Raw genomic sequence first — 16,935 nt, forward strand, 5'->3', positions numbered from 1 at the left:
TCGATCCTGTCCGCAACGACATTGAACCCCAACGCAACTGGCGCCGCCGTCAGGGCATCGCCACCCTCTGTGCGGTGGGCTGCTCGACCGACTTCCGGTGGATCCGAGATTTGAGAGCTGCGGCACGCTTCTCCACCGCAAACCAGCTCAGCGCGGCAAGCGGAAGGGTGACTGTGGCGGCAAGAAGAAAGAACAGGAACGGATTCAACCGCGTAAGCCCACAGCAAGCCAGCAACTGCTGGACCGGGAATGCATAGATATACACCCCGTACGAAAGATCGTTGCGCAGTCGCGTTTTGCGGATGAGGGCGCCAGAAACAACGACCGCGTAGGCCAGCGGCAGGGCGCCGATGACTCGGTAGTTTTGCGTGAATCCCGACGCGACGACGACGGCGACGCTCAACGCGACCAATGACCAGCGAGCCGGTACGTGATCTTGGTACTGGTAGAGCATCGCGCCTGCGAGGAACACGACGAAGAATCGGGCCAGCACCTGCGGCCAGCTGTACAGCGGTGGAGTGTACGAAACGTAGGCCGCCCACACTGTCGCCACGACGAACAGAGTCGGAATGACCCAGCGGTGTCTCAGTAGGCCGACAATGCCAAGCACCGAAACCATGACGTCGCAGAGCAGAACGAAGAAGACCGTCCAGATGGATCCGTTCCAGACTCCCGGATAGGGCACATCCGCAGGGGTGCCGTCGATATCGAAATAGGCCACATTGAGCAGGGCATTGTTGACCACATACGCGAGCTCTGAGGAGAGGGTGACTGTGGAGTGCTGGACCTTGGCGGCGATCGGCGCTATGACGAAGGCGACCACGAGCAGGCATACCCACAGGCCCGGGAAGATTCGCAATACACGGGATGCCCAGTACTCCTTGAGGTACGGGCGACGCATCCACGCCGCGGTGATGAGGAACCCGGAGATGACAAAGAATCCATCGGCAAATATGTTGCTGAGCAGCCGCACCGCTGGTGCGTAGTCAATCTGGCGACCAGTAAGGGGCCAGGAATGGTAGAGGACCACTCCGATCGCCAGAACGAGACGCCACATGGTCAGTGCATTGTGGTGTCTATCGAATACCTGCCCAAGCTTCATAATTCCTCGAGGCGCCGATGCTGTGCTTTTACCTTTGCGAATGAACATACTGCACAATCCCGACCAGCACCTGCTCTACGTCTAGCGTAAGAATCTCCGCGTCTTCGATCCTCAAGGTGTTTGCGAATTACTACAGCTTTTCTGAAATCGAGCGAGCGAATTTAATGTTTTCCGCAATGCGCTTTACTAAGCGGCACCCGCAGGGCATCGGAAATGGCCTGTAACAGAACATAAGGCATGTTCAAGAGCATGGTGAGTGTAAATTCTCTGTACGCTCATATTGGCGAAGGCAAATAATAGGAACGGTGCCGTGTCGATGGATGCATTTGCCGTCGGAGTATGCCGAACAGCCCTCCGGGGGAGGGACAGGTGTGGCCCGGGGTGTTTATCCGCTGATGTTGGCAACCGCTACGAAGCCGGGGAGATCTCGATGGCGACCGACGCCTGCTGGCGACGGGCAATCCAGACTCCGAGTTCACTCAACGGCCCCAAAAGCCAATACTTGCGACTGACGATCTTGCGGACCCGCGGAGTGTCCTCGAGGCCTAGCACCCGCGCGGTACCTGCCACGACCGGCGCACCAGGGGTGAGCTGCCCGCGAACACTGCACGGCTGCAACGTCACCGCAGGATTGCGCCGGATGCGTTTGACCTTGTACGCGCCCGCCTCCGAGAAGAAGTAGAGCTTGCCGTCGGCCGGAGCAATCCATACCGGTGTGGACACCGCCGTGCCGTCCTTGCGATAGCTCGTCAACGCCACATAGTTCGCCCGGCCGGCCACATCCCAATCGGTCATTCGTTGTCTCTCTTCCTCATCACGCACTCCATCCACGATTCTGTCGCAGAGGGCGCCGGATTGCATTCGACTGCCGATGCTTACATGTGCACCGGGCGCACTGTGAGGTGGGTTTTTCCTGCACATAGCGTCCACGGAAACCCTGGGGAAACACATCTCGGCGACAGTGGTGACATGGCCGGTCCAGCGGATACGAGCACGTCGACACGTACGGCGTGTTCGTACTGCGGGGTGGGCTGCGGGATCGAGGTCCAGACGAAGCCTGGCCCGACGGGTCCGGTGATCGCACGCGTTTCGGGCGACAAGCTTCATCCGACCAATTTCGGCCGCTTATGCACGAAGGGCGCCACCCATGCCGAGCTCATGGCGGCGGTCGATGGTCGGCTGACAACCGCTTTGGCCCGCCCGTCGCGTGGTGCCGAACTTGTCGAGACGCCCGTTGATGTCGCCGTCACCGAGGCGGGGCAGAGACTGCGCTCAATTCTCGATGAGCACGGGCCCGACGCCATCGCGCTGTACGTATCGGGCCAGATGTCGATCGAGGCTCAGTACCTGGCCAATAAGCTGGCCAAGGGATTCATCCGCACCGTACACATTGAGTCGAACTCGCGACTCTGCATGGCCAGCGCCGGGACTGGATACAAACAGTCGCTCGGGGCAGATGGCCCGCCGGGGTCGTACACCGATTTCGATTGCGCTGACGTATTTTTCGTCATCGGCGCGAATATGGCGGATTGCCATCCGATCCTATTCCTACGGATGGCTGACCGGCTCAAAGCCGGTGCAAAACTGATCGTCGTGGACCCGCGGCGCACGGCGACCGCCGACAAAGCCGACCTGTTCTTGCAGATTAATCCCGGCACCGACTTGGCACTTCTCAATGGGCTGCTGCATCTTTTGGTGAAATCCGGAGATATCGACGAGGAGTTCATCGCCGAGCACACCGAGGGCTGGGCGGCGATGCCCGAGTTCCTGGCCGACTATCCACCCGAGGTGGTAGCCGAGATCACCGGCATTCCCGAATCCGATATCCGCGCGGCCGCCACGATGATTGGTGAGGCCGGCGAGTGGATGACGTGCTGGACCATGGGCTTGAACCAAAGTACCCACGGCACCTGGAACACCAACGCGATATGCAATCTTCACCTCGCGACCGGTGCGATTTGTCGGCCCGGCAGCGGCCCCATGTCCTTGACCGGTCAACCCAATGCCATGGGCGGGCGCGAGATGGGTTACATGGGTCCGGGCCTGCCCGGTCAGCGATCGGTGGTCAGCCCGGAAGACCGGGTGTTCGTGGAGACGGAGTGGGGGCTCGCTCCGGAGACCATCCGGACCGAGGTGGGCCCAGGAACCGTCGCCATGTTTGAGCACATGACCGCGGGAGAGATCAAGGCGTGCTGGATCATCTGCACGAATCCCGTGGCAACAGTGCCTAACCGGGGAAACACAATCACCGGGCTGGAGACCGCGGAATTGGTCATCACCCAGGACACCTATGCGGCCACGGCCACAAATCACTACGCGGACATCGTCCTACCTGCCGCATTGTGGGCCGAAGCCGACGCGGTGATGATCAACTCAGAACGCAACCTCACCTTGCTCCAACGCTCGGTCGAGCCGATCGGCGAAGCCCGACCCGACTGGCAATTGATCTGCCAGGTCGCTACCGCCATGGGATTTGGTGACCAGTTCAGCTACACCTCCAGCGAGGACGTGTTCAACGAGATCCGTCGGTTCTGGAATCCTAAAACGGGCTATGACCTGCGCGGTGCCAGCTACGGGCGCCTGCGCGAAACTCCGTTGCAGTGGCCCTGCCCGCCGGACGATGCCAACGATCGCCACCCCATTCGCTACCTCAACGACGGCGTCAGCCAGAGCCTTTTCGAAGATGCCGCCGGGCGCCGGCCGCGGTTGGCGTTCGCGACTCCCTCGCGCCGTGCGGTCTTCCACCCGCGCCCGCATATGGATGCGCGGGAGCTGCCCGACGACGACTACCCGTTCATCCTGAACACGGGCCGCCTGCAACACCAATGGCACACCATGACCAAGACAGGCCAGGTGGCCAAACTCAACAAGCTCAACAGTGACCCCTTCGTCGAAATTCATCCCGACGATGCCGCGGGACTGAACATCACTGACGGGCAACCGATCGAACTACAGTCGCGGCGCGGACGAGCCGTGCTGCCCGCCGTCGTCACCGATCGGGTGCGGCCCGGAAACTGTTTTGTGCCCTTCCACTGGAACGACGAGCACGGCGAGTACCTCGCGATCAATGCGCTCACGAGTGATGCAGTGGATCCTGACTCGCTACAGCCCGAGCTCAAAGTATGTGCGGTCAGCATGCGGCCCACGGTGGTTATCCAGAAACCGGACCGACCGGAGGCAACGTCTATGCACCCTGTCGCTGAAGCCCTCGGCCTGATGTCGCAGCCGATTCCCACTCTTGCCGAGAGCGAACAGGCCTATCTATCAGGATTTTTCACCACGCTCGACCAAGGCGCGGAGGGTGTTCCCGTCCTGCCCGCAGGGGCACCGGTCGGTACTGCGGTACGACTATGGATCGATGGCGCGCTGGCCGGCATGTATTCCCGTACCACCGGTGGCGTGACGGTCCCGGGCGGCCTACCATTGCCTGCCGCCCGGCCAACAGCATTGGTGCTGTGGGCATCTCAGACGGGCAACGCCGAGGAATACGCCACCAATCTGGCGGCGCAGCTGGGGTCCACGGGCACCCCGCCGCGGATCGTCAACATGGATGACTGCGGGCTCGACGACCTCGCGGCGGCCACCGATGTCCTCATCGTCACCAGCACATTCGGAGACGGTGGCCCGCCGGATAATGGCGCTGGCTTCTGGGACCGCCTGCATACCCCCGAGGCGCCGCCATTGACGGGGATCCGTTTCGCCGTGTTGGGTATTGGCGACCGTGCTTACGAGAACTTCTGCGGCCACGCCAAATCCATCGACGAACGGCTGGCCAGCCTGGGCGCGGTCCGGCTGATAGACCGGTTGGACTGCGAGATATACGACGACGAACCCCTGGCGCAATGGGCCCGACAGGTGACCAGCCTGGTCACCACGCAGGAGGACACCGTCGCGGTAGCAGCACCGGTCACCGCAAGCCCGTGCCCATCGACCGCAGCCACGGCCGAGCCGTTCACCCGCAACAGCCCCATCGCGGCGCGCCTGAGCCGCAACACCGTGCTGACGCCTCGGTCCTCCTCAAAGGAGGTACGGCACTTTGGATTCGATATCTCCGAGCACGGCGTCACCTACAGTGCCGGCGACGCCCTCGGGGTGTGCCCAACCAATTCCGACAGCGCCGTCGCCGCATGGCTTGCCAGCACCGGGCTGCGCGCCGACGACATCGTCGAGGTCGACGGCGCAGAACGGACCTTGCGCGATGCCCTGACGTTCGCGTACGACATCGGCCGGGTAACGCCCAATCTGCTGAGTTTCCTCGCCGACAACATCACAGACACCGCGGCGGCCAAGGATCTACGCGACGCACGAAAAGACCTTGCATCGTGGGCGATTGGCCGCAACGGAGTGGATGCGGTGCACGAATTCCCCGTGCGCGCCACCGCCGAGCAGTGGCAAGACGTACTGGTGCGGCTGACTCCGCGCTGCTACTCGATTTCCTCCAGTCCGCTTGTCAGCCCCCATGAAATCCAGCTGACGGTGTCGGTGGTCCGCTACCGGGGAACCGCCGGCGCCGAGCGCGGGGGAGTGTGCTCAACATTTCTCGCCGATCGCGCCGACGACACGCGGGTTCCCGTGTTCCTGCAGAAGTCCCCGCATTTCCGCCCCCCGGAAGAGTCGCGGATTCCGATGATCATGATTGGCCCGGGGACCGGTATCGCGCCGTTTCGGGGATTCCTGCATGAGCGGCGCGCACTCGGCCATACCGGCCGAAACTGGCTCTTCTTCGGTGATCAGCATGCGGCACAACACTTCTACTATCGTGACGACCTGTCCGCAATGACTGATGACGGCTTCCTGTCCAAGCTCGACGTCGCCTTCTCCCGCGATCAGAAGGACCGGGTCTATGTGCAGCACAAGATGCGGGACAACGGCGCCGAGCTATGGGCATGGTTGCAGGACGGCGCTCACCTCTACGTATGCGGCGATGCCTCTCGAATGGCCAAAGACGTCGACACCGCGCTGACCTCAATCATCGAAAAGCACGGGCGGCTCTCCGCGGAGGGTGCACACGACTACAAACGCGAACTGGTCGCCAGCAAGCGGTATCTCCGGGACGTCTACTAGGCAACGGCTTGGCTCGCGTACCCGAGCACCAGCACCGCTTCAGGCTCTCCGGCACCACCTAGCCCCTCGAGCCGGCAAGTTGCGTCGAGGACGCCGTCAGAGAGACATGGGTATTCCTGCCAAATCCTGGCCCTCTTCACCAGATACTTGTTGACGCCAGGAAGCTCAGCACAGCAGGAATGGGAAGCAACATGCCGGACGTCATCTTGACCGCCGCCACCGTGATCACCATGGACGATGACCGGCCCCGGGCCGAGGCTGTCGCAGTATCGGATAGCCGCATCGTCGCCGTGGGCTCGCTGGCCGAGTGCGCCTCAGCGTTGCCCGGCGCAGAGGTGATCGACACCGGAGCCGGCGCTCTTCTTCCCGGTTTCGTAGAGCCACATGGTCATCCGTTCATGAGTGGTGTCATCACCGAAGCGCCGGTCCATTCGGTCGCACCCTGGAAGACATCAAGCTGGGCCGATGTCACTACCGCATTCCGGGCTGCGCTCGCGGACACTGATCCTTCAGAGCCCCTGATTTTCAGCGGATTCGACGCACTCTTGCATGAGCATCCCGCGCCCAATGTCGATGAGCTGGATCAGATATTCGGTGAGCGGGTCGCGGCCCTCACCGACAACTCCGGCCACGGGGTCTACTTCGGCACCGCATTGATCAAGCTGCACGGCTGGGACAGCGCTCCGCCGGCGGACCCGGTGGGCGGGCACTACCAACGCAACCCCGACGGCACCCTCAATGGGCGCGGGTTTGAAGTTCCGGCGCTGACGGAAGTGCTCGCCCCGTTGATCGCCGGGCTGGGCAATCCCTTGCACTCAGCCGCACAATTCTTCGCCGTGATGTCCCGTGCCGGGTACACATCGACCTCCGATATGACGTATGACCCTCAGCTCAAGCCCGCGTACGAGGCGCTCGCCGCGGCCCCGTCATGCCCACTGCGGGTCAGCCTGTGGGAGATGTCGACTACCGAAACCTACACCGAGCCAGAAACATTCACCGCCAGCGATGACATGCTGTGCAAGACGGGTGTCAAGCTGTGGACCGATGGAGCGGTCTGGGTCGGGTCAGGCGCGACGTCCTTTGCGTATGTCGACTCGGCGGCCACCAGGCGTGCGGCTATCGACCCCGCCACTGCGGGCGGGACCCGCTCGTTGAACTACTCCCGCGAGCAGCTCGATGCCATTCTCGACAAAGCCGCACCCCATGGTTGGCAGATGGCATTCCATTCCAATGGGGATCTCGCCGTGGAACTTGCGCTCGATGCCTACGAGGCAGCATTACTGCGTCATGGCCTGCTCGGCACCGATCACCGGTGGCGGCTCGAACACGCCGGTGGTGCTACCCGGGCCCAGCTCGACCGCGCCGCGCGGTTGGGCGTGCACGTATCCATGTCGCCGTTCCAGTACTACTACTGGGGTGATCTGCTGGACGGCCAGATCTTTGACCACGAGAACGGCAGCAGATGGCAGCCGTTCTCGGACGCGGTCGCATCCGGGGCCTGCATTTCCTTGCACAACGACGGCTCGGTATCGCCTCCCTCGCCGCTGACGAACATCCAGACGGTGACGTCGCGACGCACACGCGCCGGCAACGTCCATGGCGCCGGACAGGCCATCTCCATCCATGAGGCGTTGCGCGCACAGACCATCAATGCCGCCCGCACGCTGCGACGAGACCACCTGGTTGGTTCCATCGCCGTCGGCAAGCTGGCCGACTTCGTCGAGCTGTCCGCGGACCCCTACGACCTCGACCCGGCTCGGCTCATCGAGGTAGTCGGCGTCAACGGCACCTGGATCGGCGGTCGCAGGGTCGACCTGGACGTGTTCCTCGACGCCTCACGAACAGAACATGGCGCGCCACCGGTGGCGCCCATCAAGCACTGCTGTTAGCGGCTAACCAAAACCTTCGCGGCATTGCGCTCGGCGCGCTTGGCCTGGCGATCCAGGTACTTGGCCTTGACTTCCTCGAAGTCCTCGGAGGTCTTCCGGAGGTCGCCGACGATGCGGGCGAGGTCCTCGCGGTACCACTCGCCCTCGCCGGTGATGTCGTCACGATCGAAGATGCGCCATTTGCGCAGCACCGGCAGCACCACCTCGTCGAGGTGTGACTGCGGGTCGTACACGCCGCCGGTGGCGATGGTGACGGCGCTCCTGCGGAATCCGGGGATCGTGTAGCCGGGCATCGTGAAGTTATCAAGCACCTTATGTACGGCCTGAACAGCCTGATTCGGGGCGAACTCCAGACCGGCCGTCACCATGTTGCGGTAGAAGATCATGTGCAGGTTCTCGTCGGTCGAGATCCGCTTGAGCAGCTCGTCGGCCACCGGCTCGTTGCAGGCCTTGCCGGTGTTGCGGTGCGAGACGCGGGTGGCCAGCTCCTGGAAAGTCACATAGACCACCGAGTCGAACAGGCCCTCCGAGAACGGTACGTTCTGCCGGTTCTGGCCGGGGGAGAAGCCGCTCGTCATCTGCGCGATACGGAGTTTCTCGAGTTCCACGGGATCTACCGAGCGGGTGACCACGAGGTAGTCGCGGATGGCAATGCCGTGGCGATTCTCCTCGGCGGTCCACCGGTTCACCCAGGTGCCCCACGGCCCGTCCATGGTGAAGTTCATCGCGATCTCGCGGTGATATGAGGGCAGATTGTCCTCGGTGAGCAGGTTGGTGATCATCGCGACCTTGGCCAGCTCCGAGAGCTTGGACTGCTCCGGATCCCAGTCCTGCCCACCCAGTGCCTTGTAGTTCTTGCCCTCGGACCACGGCACGTAGTCGTGGGGGTTCCAGTCCTTGGTGACACCGAGGTGGCGGTTGACATTCTCCTCGACCACGGGCTCGAGCTCATGGAGCAACTCAAGGTCGGTGAAGGCCTTCTGCATGGACACGTTCCTCAGATCGGGGAGCCAGACGGATACCGCAACTAGCGGTACACGTATCCGGCAGTTACAGAAAGCTAGCATGTTCATGCCGCGAATGGGCGCCTACTTGCAGCACTCGCTCAATTGAAAGCATTCCGTGACCGCCCCTACTTCGGCCGGCGTAGTCATCCGATCGCCGGTAGCGCCAGCCGATCGCAAACTTTTGACTTATTCAAAATTGTTGAGCGTCAACCATTTACGAATCGGCGTGAACGGAGTCGCTCAAAGGGGGGGTAATATTGGTCAAGTAACTATCGCGATGGCACGTACCTAGCACCAACTGTTTCGGCTCATACGGATTCCCTTGTCTGAGTCTCATTGAGCAACAAGGAAGTACGTATGACACAGGCCGAATATCCTGGTCCGCCGATCCGCTATACGTTGGGTCCGCGCAAGACCGGCAGGATGAACGGCGCGTGGTGGCCGCAAGACGACGGATTCATCGCGCGCGAACTGTCACCGTTGATTGAAGAGCTCGCCGAGCACATTGGTCCGGTCAATCAGGTATCCCTGAACTGGAAGGCCGGCTCGCCCCGGTCGAGTATGAGGTCGGCGGCCATGCCTCCGACTCTCGCCAACCGTGCGTTCCATTGGGTGGTCACACTGCAGGGCGAGCATCGGACGGTCCGGATCCTCATGGTGCCGGCACGCACCAACCGGATTCTCGCCAGGGTGATCATGCGCTTGGCCGCGCAAATGCCCCTGCTCGATTCTCCCAAGGAGGACGAAGTCTCCGCGGCGCTCCGAATCATCATGGCCGCTTAGCCCGTGATGTTGAGTTCCACCAGTAGGTTGCGGACCCGCTGTTCGATGTCGTCCCGGATAGGGCGCACGGCCTCAATCGGCTGGCCGGCCGGGTCGGGTAGGTCCCAGTTCTCGTAGCGTTTCCCGGGGAAGTATGGGCAGGTGTCGCCGCAGCCCATGGTGACCACGACATCTGCGCCTTGCGCGATCTCGTCGGTCCAGGGTTTGGGGTACTCGCCGGTGATATCGATGCCCCGCTCGGCCATGACTTCGACAGCGGTGGAGTTGATTTCCTTTCCGGGTTCCGAACCGCCCGACCACCCAACAGCTCGATGACCGGCCATATGCGTGAAGAATCCGAGTGCCATCTGGGAGCGGCCCGCGTTGTGGGTGCACAGAAAAAGCACAGCGGGCTTACCTTCGGTCATTGAACCGCCTCCTTGCGTACGGCTTCGGACATATTCTGTTGCAGCACAGGGGCAAATCGGCGGCGCAGCGCCAGAGAAACGTAGACGAGCGCAACCAGGACCGGTACTTCGATCAGGGGGCCGACAACGCCGGCCAGCGCTTGGCCGGAAGTGGCGCCCCAGGTGGCGATCGCGACGGCGATGGCCAATTCGAAATTGTTCCCCGCGGCGGTGAACGCGAGCGTGGCGGTGCGCGGGTAGCCCAACCCCAGGGCAGCGCCAAGTAGATATCCGCCGCCCCACATGATCGCGAAGTAGGCCAGCAACGGCACCGCAATCCGAGCGACATCCCATGGCCGAGAAGAGATCTGAGCGCCCTGGAGAGCGAACAAGATCACGATGGTGAACAGCAGCCCCCATAGGGCCCACGGGCCGACGGTTGGCAGGAATCGTGTTTCGTACCAAGAGCGACCCTTGACCCGTTCTCCGAGACGGCGCGAGATGTATCCGGCTGCGAGGGGGATTCCCAGGAAGAGAAGCACCGACTTGGCGATCTGCCACGGGGAGGTGTCGATGGCGGTTTGCGGCAGGTGCAGCCAACCGGGCAGGACGGACAGGTAGAACCAGCCCAGCGCCGCGAACATAAACACCTGAAAGACGGAATTCAACGCAACCAGGAGGGCTGCGGCTTCACGGTCACCGCAGGCCAGATCGTTCCAGATGATCACCATAGCGATGCAGCGGGCCAGGCCGACAACGATCAAACCAGTTCGGTATTCGGGAAGGTCCGGCAACATCAGCCATGCCAGCGCGAACATCAACGCCGGGCCGAGCACCCAGTTCAGGACCAGTGAGCCGATCAGCAGCCCGCGGTCGGCGGTAACGGCATCGAGGCGGTCGTAGCGCACCTTCGCCAGGACCGGGTACATCATGACGAGCAGCCCGATCGCGATTGGCAGTGAGATCCCGTCGACCTGAACCCTTTCCAGCGCACCGCTCAGTCCGGGAATCCAACGGCCCAGCAGGAGCCCGCCAGCCATCGCGAGGCCGATCCATACCGGCAGGAACCGGTCCAGCGTCGACAATCTCGTTGCCGCGGTGGGCACGCTCATCCGGGGTGCTCGCACTGGCAGTCTGCGTCGTGAGCGAGGAGCTCGGGACTGGTGCCAAAGGTCTCAGAATCGGCCAAAACTGTGTAGATTTCCCACTTCTCACGATCGGGCGCGGCCACCCACACCTTGTCTTGCGTCGCGAAGCAGCACGTGGTGCCGATCTCTTCCTCGGTGAACATGCCGGCCTCGGTGAGGCGAGCAATCTCGGCGTGTACGTGCGCACTGGATTCCACCTGGACTCCCAGATGGTTGATCGTGCCGCCATGACCGGGGTTCTCCAACAGCACCAGCTTCAGCGGTGGGGAATCGATTGCGAAGTTCGCGTAACCCGGTCTGTGTTTGGCGGGCTGCATGCCAAAGAGCTTGGAGTAGAAGTCGATTGACGCATCGAGGTCGTCCACATTGAGAGCCAGCTGCACACGGGACACCGGTCCACCTCCGGAACTAATGAGATATTCATCGAACTTGTTGTACGCGTTCAGTGTGCCACGTCTTTGACATATGTCAAATACGTGGGCATGCTGGAACCATGCCCAAGGCGCTTCCCGTGGTAGACACCACCGGCCCCGTGTGTTGCGCGCCGGTCGCGGCCGGCCCGATGACTGACGAACAGGCCCTTGAAGTCGCATTGCGGCTCAAGGCACTTGCCGATCCGGTACGGGTCAAAATCATGTCCCAGCTGTTCGGCGCACCCCAGGGCGAGATCATCAGTGGTGACCTTGCAGGCATCCTCGGACTCACCGAGTCAACCGTCAGTCACCACATGAACCAATTGCGTAGGGCAGGGCTGGTGGAATCCGACCGTCGCGGAATGAATGTCTATCACCGACCGGTTCCGGATGCGCTCACCGCGCTCTGCGCAGTTCTGGATCCCACCTGCTGTCGGTAAGGGCCGGACAGTGGCGAGTATCGACAGGCCGGCTCTGTCAACTAGCTCTACGCGTCGCCGCCAACAGCTCAGCAGACAGCAGCTCCGTCGGGGCCGCGGTGCTACCCGGGATGGATGCGTCGGTCATCACATCGTGCGCAAAGTGCGGGTCAGTCATCGGAGGGACCACGAGCAGCACTAGTTGACGACGATCCAGATCGCTGATGTAGATGGTGTCCGCCTGCTGAGTGTGGTAGCCGTCCAACGACACCGTACGATCGCCGCAGCGCAGCTGTTTTGGGGCGGCATCCCATTCCTGGATGCGGTAGATCACCCGCTTGATGGCCCCCAATCGGGGCGCTATCGCATCCAAAAGCATTGGCAGATCTTGTGTTAAATCTCGCGAGTGCGGCCACCATGCGCCGTCGACGTGCCCGCTCCCGTCACCGTCGGGCTTTAACCGAAGGCGAACGGAGTCGTCACTTTCGAATGGCGAGAATATTTGATGCGTCATCAGACGCTCCTAGCTTCAGCGCCCGTGTCCGGTGCTGAACATTTCGACGACGCCACGCCCATGTGTGGGCGGGTGCAAAATTACCGTCTTCCAGCCAGCTTACTCCGATCGATAACTCACACAAGTTGGCTGTAAATCTTTGGGTGGAGGTGGTTTTCGGACAACCAGCACTGGACTATCGGCGTTCGCTTAGCCGATCAGCTTGCAGGTACTGCCGGTAACAACCGGCGACGCAGAACCAGCCGTAACTACAATCGACTGATGTCGACGACCGCACGCCATGACACCGCTATTCCATGCTGATCGGCATCGCCGCCGCCGTGCTGGCGTGCGTTGGGTATGGGACCGCCTCGGTTCTGCAGGGTTACGGTGCCCGTGAATCCGCGACGAAAGTCCACGGGCCGGCGGGCGACGGCGCCCCGCCGCTGAAATCGACCATCGCCGCGATGCTGACTCCGGCATTCATCGCCGGGATGGTTCTCGATCTGGTCGGGTTCGCGGGCAGCCTGGTGTCGGCACGGTTGATTCCGCTGTTCCTCTCCCAGACGATCATGAGCGCCAACCTGGTGGTCACCGCAGTACTTGGTATCGCAGTGTTGGGTGTGCGTCTGCAACGACGGGACTGGCTGGCAATCTCGGCCGTGCTGCTGTCGTTGTGCGTCCTCGCGATGACGGCCGGCCATCGCGGCGAGGATGCCGCACCGGCGGCCGTGCACTGGGGTGTGCTGATCGCATCGGTGGTGGTGCTGCTCACTGGCCTCGGCTCTATCCGCCTGCTTGGCACCCGCGCCGCGATCCCGGCGGGATTGTGCGCCGGGATTCTTTATGGGGCAATGGCTGTCGCGGTCAGAGTCCTCGATGGCCTGGATCCGTTGCGCATCAAGGTCATGCTGTCCGATCCTGCCGCCTACGCGGTGATTCTTGCGGGAGTGGGCGGCTTCTACTTGTTTACCGTTGCGCTGCAAGTGGGTTCGGTCAACGGTGCGGCGGCGGCATTGGTCGTGGGGGAGACGGTCGTGCCCGGCGTTACCGGTGTCGTGCTCTTAGGCGACAGCGCACGCCCGGGACTGGGCTGGCTCGTCGCCGTGGCATTCCTGGTCGCGGTTGTCGCGGCGGTGACAGTGGCCACGTTCGGTGCCGTCGAGAACGCGCAGTCGACGGCACCCGAGCCAGCCCGCTGAGATCAGTTTGACGCGTCGAGGATCTTGATCGCGAAGACGAGTGTGTCACCCGGACGGATGCCAGCGCTGGGTTGACCGGCCGGATAGCCGTCGGCAGGAACCATCGCCACAGCGACGGTGGACCCGACCTTCTGTCCCGCGATGGCCTTCTTGAAGCCCGGCACGACTCCGTTCAGCGGAAACTGAGCCGGGGCGCCCCGGGTGTAGCTGCTGTCGAACACGGACCCGTCACGACCGTTGACACCCATGTAGCAGACCGAAACCGTGGCTATGTCCCCGACGATCGGTCCGGTTCCGGCTTGCAACGTGTGCACCTGGGTCTCGGTCACGCTGAACGGAGCGGTCACGTTGACGGATGGCGCCGCCGTATCCGTCGATCCACTGACCGCGACATTGCCGGTGCTCCCGGCCTGTGTCCATTCGGGCGTGCCACCGTTCTGCGGTGCTGCTGTTGGGCACGCGCTGGCCGCGGTTGCCGGGTCGGCAGGTGCCGACTTGGCCTCCGTATCGGACCCGCACGCGGCGAGCGCCAGAACGAACGAGGCGGCGCAGGCCGCAAGCGCGACGGATGGGTACACACGCGAAGAGTTCACGGTGGTCACGCTAACAGCTGCCTTCCAAGGCGCCGGGGAAGCAGTGCGATGACATCGTCGAACGGTGTCATCGAACGTCATTTCATTCTGGACGAGATCACCGCCGTGCTCTGGTCGCCCACATCCCGAACCGTTGGCGCAGCACCGATACTGGCAGGGCACTCCGGCGGCATGACATTGGGGCGTCGCGACGGGGCTGATGTTGACCGGTTCGGCCCCAAAGCTGCCTCGCCGCAGGGCTATCACGAACAGGACTGGACCAACGAGCGGTACTCGGTTGGCGGAATGATCAGTCATGCGCCAACCGGAGTGCTGACGGAATTCGGGCCCGCGCTGCGCCAGCCGTGTGGTCGCATCCATTGGGCCGGAACCGAGAGTTCTGCCACGATGCTCGGGTGGGTCGATGGCGCCATCCGGGCGGGGGAGCGTGCGGCGGCCGAGGTGATGTCGGAGGAAGGCTGACCGCACATACGGGGGGAGTGCTCGTAAACTGTTGCCATGAAGTGGTTCTCGCGGAGGCGTAGCGAACGCCCCGAGCCCGTTCAGCTCAGCCCCGAGGCCACGCTGGTGGTCGATCAGCTCGTCGACCACCATCACGACCGCGAATGGCCCACGGCGATTGGCTGGTACCTGCCTGACGAAGAACCACCCTGGGACGCGCTTGATGAGCTTCGCCGTAGTGGCTACTGCGAGGTCCAGCGAGACGGCGACGAGGTCGAGGTGGATTTCACCGAGCTCGGGCACCGCACCTTTACGTGAGACCCAGCTCGCCGCGAACCTGAACTACTCGACTCCCACCGTCACCTCGGTGGACTTGATGAAGACGGTGGCGGCCTGACCGACGGTGAGCCCGAGGTCGGCCACGGCGTCCTTGGTGATTGAAGACGTCACGACCTGATCGCCACCGTCGAGCCGGATCTTCACAATCGCCATCACGGTTCCGACATTCACCTCGGTGATGGTTCCCGTCAGCTGATTGCGCGTAGACAGGCGCATGACATCTCCTTACCTCGGTGTCCGGGTATCCATGTTCAGGCTAGTCAACGTGTCGGCCGCGAAGCACAGCTATCACCGAATGGACCCAGCGTGCGGCCGTGGCCGCGAGCAACTTCCGCGGCCATAGGGACTGCAACACCGCCAGACCCTTTGACCAGCAACCACGTAGGAAACACATGGGAGGGAAGAGGGCTACGATGTCGCTGGCCTGGTTCGGGCGCGTGCCCCAAGGTCCAGCGCGGTACCGACGTTCTCGTAGCGAAGTGTTGATTCTTAGGCGGAAAACATGTCCAGCCATGTCATGAGCTTCCGCAATCGGGCGGAACAGATCTATACGGTCAATACCGAGACTCTTGAGGGCATTCGGCTGCTACGCCCTGTCTGGCTCCTCACAGCTATCTGCGCACCCGGTATCGGTGCGGCAGCTGCAACGCTGGCCTTCGCAGGCATGTCCACGGTTCCACTCGTCTGCCTCGCCATCTCGATTCCGGCATTCGCCTGGGGTATCCGGTACGCCCTCAAGAAACCCATCACCTACGCGGAGTCCATCACCTACATCCTGTACTGCGATGTAGCCATCACAGTCGGTGTCTGCGTCGTCACGGAGACAGGTATCGCGTTCCTCAAGCTCGTGTGGCTGGTGGCCGCCAACACCTACGCATTCGCATTTCACGGCAGGCTAGCGATGGCGGTACAGGCTGCCGTGACGGCACTCGCGACGGGCCTGACGATAGGCGGGGCAGTGATCCGCGGAGATTCCAGCGCGCCGGCACTCATTACAACCGTGGCGACCGTGATCTTGGTCAACGCGGTCGCCGCCTGGGCCATTTACCTCGGTATGGCTCAATTCGCCAAGGTCGCCCGCGACAAGGATCGCCTTGCCCGCCAGGACGAACTCACCGGCCTACTCAACCGCCGCGGCCTTCAGCAAGCCTGCGCGAACTGGTCCGGTGATACAACGGGCAAGCATGTCGTAGTCGCTGCCATCGATCTGAACGGGTTCAAATCGATCAACGACAAGCAAGGGCATCACGCAGGCGACCAAGTGCTGCAGCAAACGGCCCAGCTGTTGCAGTTGTTGGCAGGTCCCGACACGTGGCTAGTCCGGCTCGGCGGAGACGAGTTCGGTGTGGTTACCGTTGTCGACGGAAACCGGGTGCTCGACTACCAGCGTGCGGTCGAAGACGCCCTTGCCGACGACATTGCCCAGGTGGATGCCAGCGTCGGCGTCGCATCCGAGGAACTATCGCGGACCGACGACAGCGCGCCCGTATCGCTGGCGGCGGTAGTCGCGGACTTGCTCATTAAGGCCGACAGCGCGATGTACGCCGCGAAAAGGTATGCGACATCACAAGGAGTCAATCTCATCGAGCGCCGCAGGAGCCTGTGAGCCGGGCCTGGGTAGCGAATAAAAAGGCTGGCTGCCCAGGATTCCTGGAC

General features: G+C 62.6%; 15 protein-coding genes and 2 pseudogenes. 8 read left to right on the top strand and 9 right to left on the bottom strand.

The window, feature by feature from the left end:
- Positions 1-49 precede the first annotated feature (49 nt).
- Both DSM43276_RS11265 and DSM43276_RS11270 read right to left on the bottom strand, forming a co-directional pair.
- A complete protein-coding gene (locus DSM43276_RS11265) occupies positions 50-1,102 on the bottom strand; it encodes an acyltransferase family protein (RefSeq protein ID WP_078331207.1) in 1,053 nt (350 codons plus the stop codon).
- 408 nt (positions 1,103-1,510) lie between these two features.
- Positions 1,511-1,897 carry a PPOX class F420-dependent oxidoreductase gene (locus tag DSM43276_RS11270; protein ID WP_078331227.1) on the bottom strand — a complete coding sequence of 129 codons (387 nt, stop codon included), beginning with the start codon at positions 1,895-1,897 and terminating at the stop codon, positions 1,511-1,513.
- 174 nt (positions 1,898-2,071) lie between these two features.
- Here DSM43276_RS11270 and DSM43276_RS11275 point away from each other — a divergent pair, with 174 nt between their 5' ends.
- Both DSM43276_RS11275 and DSM43276_RS11280 read left to right on the top strand, forming a co-directional pair.
- The gene (locus tag DSM43276_RS11275) at positions 2,072-6,166 is read left to right on the top strand and encodes a bifunctional nitrate reductase/sulfite reductase flavoprotein subunit alpha (protein WP_136629044.1); all 4,095 of its coding nucleotides are present in this window, start codon (positions 2,072-2,074) and stop codon (positions 6,164-6,166) included.
- Between the two features lie 191 nt (positions 6,167-6,357).
- The gene (locus DSM43276_RS11280) at positions 6,358-8,055 is read left to right on the top strand and encodes an amidohydrolase (protein WP_078331229.1); all 1,698 of its coding nucleotides are present in this window, start codon (positions 6,358-6,360) and stop codon (positions 8,053-8,055) included.
- Here the strand turns inward: DSM43276_RS11280 and DSM43276_RS11285 are convergent.
- The gene (locus tag DSM43276_RS11285; RefSeq protein ID WP_136629046.1) at positions 8,052-9,041 is read right to left on the bottom strand and encodes an acyl-ACP desaturase; all 990 of its coding nucleotides are present in this window, start codon (positions 9,039-9,041) and stop codon (positions 8,052-8,054) included. The genes DSM43276_RS11280 and DSM43276_RS11285 overlap by 4 nt on opposite strands.
- 444 nt (positions 9,042-9,485) lie before the next feature.
- Between DSM43276_RS11285 and DSM43276_RS11290 the strand changes: the two genes are divergently transcribed.
- Entirely contained in the window at positions 9,486-9,845 is a 360-nt protein-coding gene (locus tag DSM43276_RS11290; RefSeq protein WP_078294570.1) for a DUF5994 family protein, read from the top strand.
- On the opposite strand, the pseudogene DSM43276_RS11295 reads toward DSM43276_RS11290, so the two are convergent.
- The 3 genes and pseudogenes from DSM43276_RS11295 to DSM43276_RS11305 all read right to left on the bottom strand — a co-directional run.
- A pseudogene (locus DSM43276_RS11295) lies at positions 9,842-10,249 on the bottom strand (arsenate reductase ArsC); the annotation flags it as partial. The gene DSM43276_RS11290 and the pseudogene DSM43276_RS11295 overlap by 4 nt on opposite strands.
- On the bottom strand, positions 10,249-11,343 hold the full coding sequence (gene arsB / locus DSM43276_RS11300) for an ACR3 family arsenite efflux transporter (protein ID WP_078331570.1): 1,095 nt from the start codon (positions 11,341-11,343) through the stop codon (positions 10,249-10,251). The pseudogene DSM43276_RS11295 and the gene arsB, both read right to left, overlap by 1 nt.
- Positions 11,340-11,771 carry an ArsI/CadI family heavy metal resistance metalloenzyme gene (locus DSM43276_RS11305; protein ID WP_078331569.1) on the bottom strand — a complete coding sequence of 144 codons (432 nt, stop codon included), beginning with the start codon at positions 11,769-11,771 and terminating at the stop codon, positions 11,340-11,342. Before DSM43276_RS11305 ends, arsB begins: the two co-directional genes overlap by 4 nt.
- A 101-nt stretch (positions 11,772-11,872) precedes the next feature.
- Between DSM43276_RS11305 and DSM43276_RS11310 the strand changes: the two genes are divergently transcribed.
- A complete protein-coding gene (locus DSM43276_RS11310) occupies positions 11,873-12,232 on the top strand; it encodes an Rv2640c family ArsR-like transcriptional regulator (protein ID WP_078331568.1) in 360 nt (119 codons plus the stop codon).
- Between the two features lie 37 nt (positions 12,233-12,269).
- On the opposite strand, the gene DSM43276_RS11315 is transcribed toward DSM43276_RS11310, so the two are convergent.
- Positions 12,270-12,725 (bottom strand): DUF5994 family protein, encoded by a 456-nt coding sequence (locus tag DSM43276_RS11315; RefSeq protein WP_078331567.1) that lies wholly within the window; start codon positions 12,723-12,725, stop codon positions 12,270-12,272.
- 296 nt (positions 12,726-13,021) lie between these two features.
- Between DSM43276_RS11315 and DSM43276_RS11320 the strand changes: the two genes are divergently transcribed.
- Positions 13,022-13,906, top strand: a complete 885-nt coding sequence (locus DSM43276_RS11320; RefSeq protein ID WP_078331566.1) for a hypothetical protein — start codon at positions 13,022-13,024, stop codon at positions 13,904-13,906.
- 2 nt (positions 13,907-13,908) lie between these two features.
- Here the strand turns inward: DSM43276_RS11320 and DSM43276_RS11325 are convergent, their stop codons facing one another.
- On the bottom strand, positions 13,909-14,439 hold the full coding sequence (locus DSM43276_RS11325) for an FKBP-type peptidyl-prolyl cis-trans isomerase (RefSeq protein WP_176134109.1): 531 nt from the start codon (positions 14,437-14,439) through the stop codon (positions 13,909-13,911).
- A 252-nt stretch (positions 14,440-14,691) separates the two neighbouring features.
- On the opposite strand from DSM43276_RS11325, the pseudogene DSM43276_RS11330 reads away from it, so the two are divergent.
- Positions 14,692-14,961 (top strand): annotated as a pseudogene (locus DSM43276_RS11330) (FAD-dependent oxidoreductase); the annotation flags it as partial.
- 105 nt (positions 14,962-15,066) lie between these two features.
- The gene (locus tag DSM43276_RS11335; RefSeq protein ID WP_078331577.1) at positions 15,067-15,258 is read left to right on the top strand and encodes a hypothetical protein; all 192 of its coding nucleotides are present in this window, start codon (positions 15,067-15,069) and stop codon (positions 15,256-15,258) included.
- A 24-nt stretch (positions 15,259-15,282) separates the two neighbouring features.
- On the opposite strand, the gene DSM43276_RS11340 is transcribed toward DSM43276_RS11335, so the two are convergent.
- Complete coding sequence (locus tag DSM43276_RS11340; RefSeq protein ID WP_078283026.1) at positions 15,283-15,495, bottom strand: TOBE domain-containing protein; 213 nt, start codon at positions 15,493-15,495, stop codon at positions 15,283-15,285.
- A 286-nt stretch (positions 15,496-15,781) separates the two neighbouring features.
- Here DSM43276_RS11340 and DSM43276_RS11345 point away from each other — a divergent pair, with 286 nt between their 5' ends.
- A complete protein-coding gene (locus DSM43276_RS11345) occupies positions 15,782-16,885 on the top strand; it encodes a GGDEF domain-containing protein (RefSeq protein ID WP_109556312.1) in 1,104 nt (367 codons plus the stop codon).
- Positions 16,886-16,935 lie beyond the last annotated feature (50 nt).

The organism is Mycobacteroides salmoniphilum (assembly GCF_004924335.1).
Classification (GTDB): Bacteria; Actinomycetota; Actinomycetes; order Mycobacteriales; family Mycobacteriaceae; genus Mycobacterium; species Mycobacterium salmoniphilum.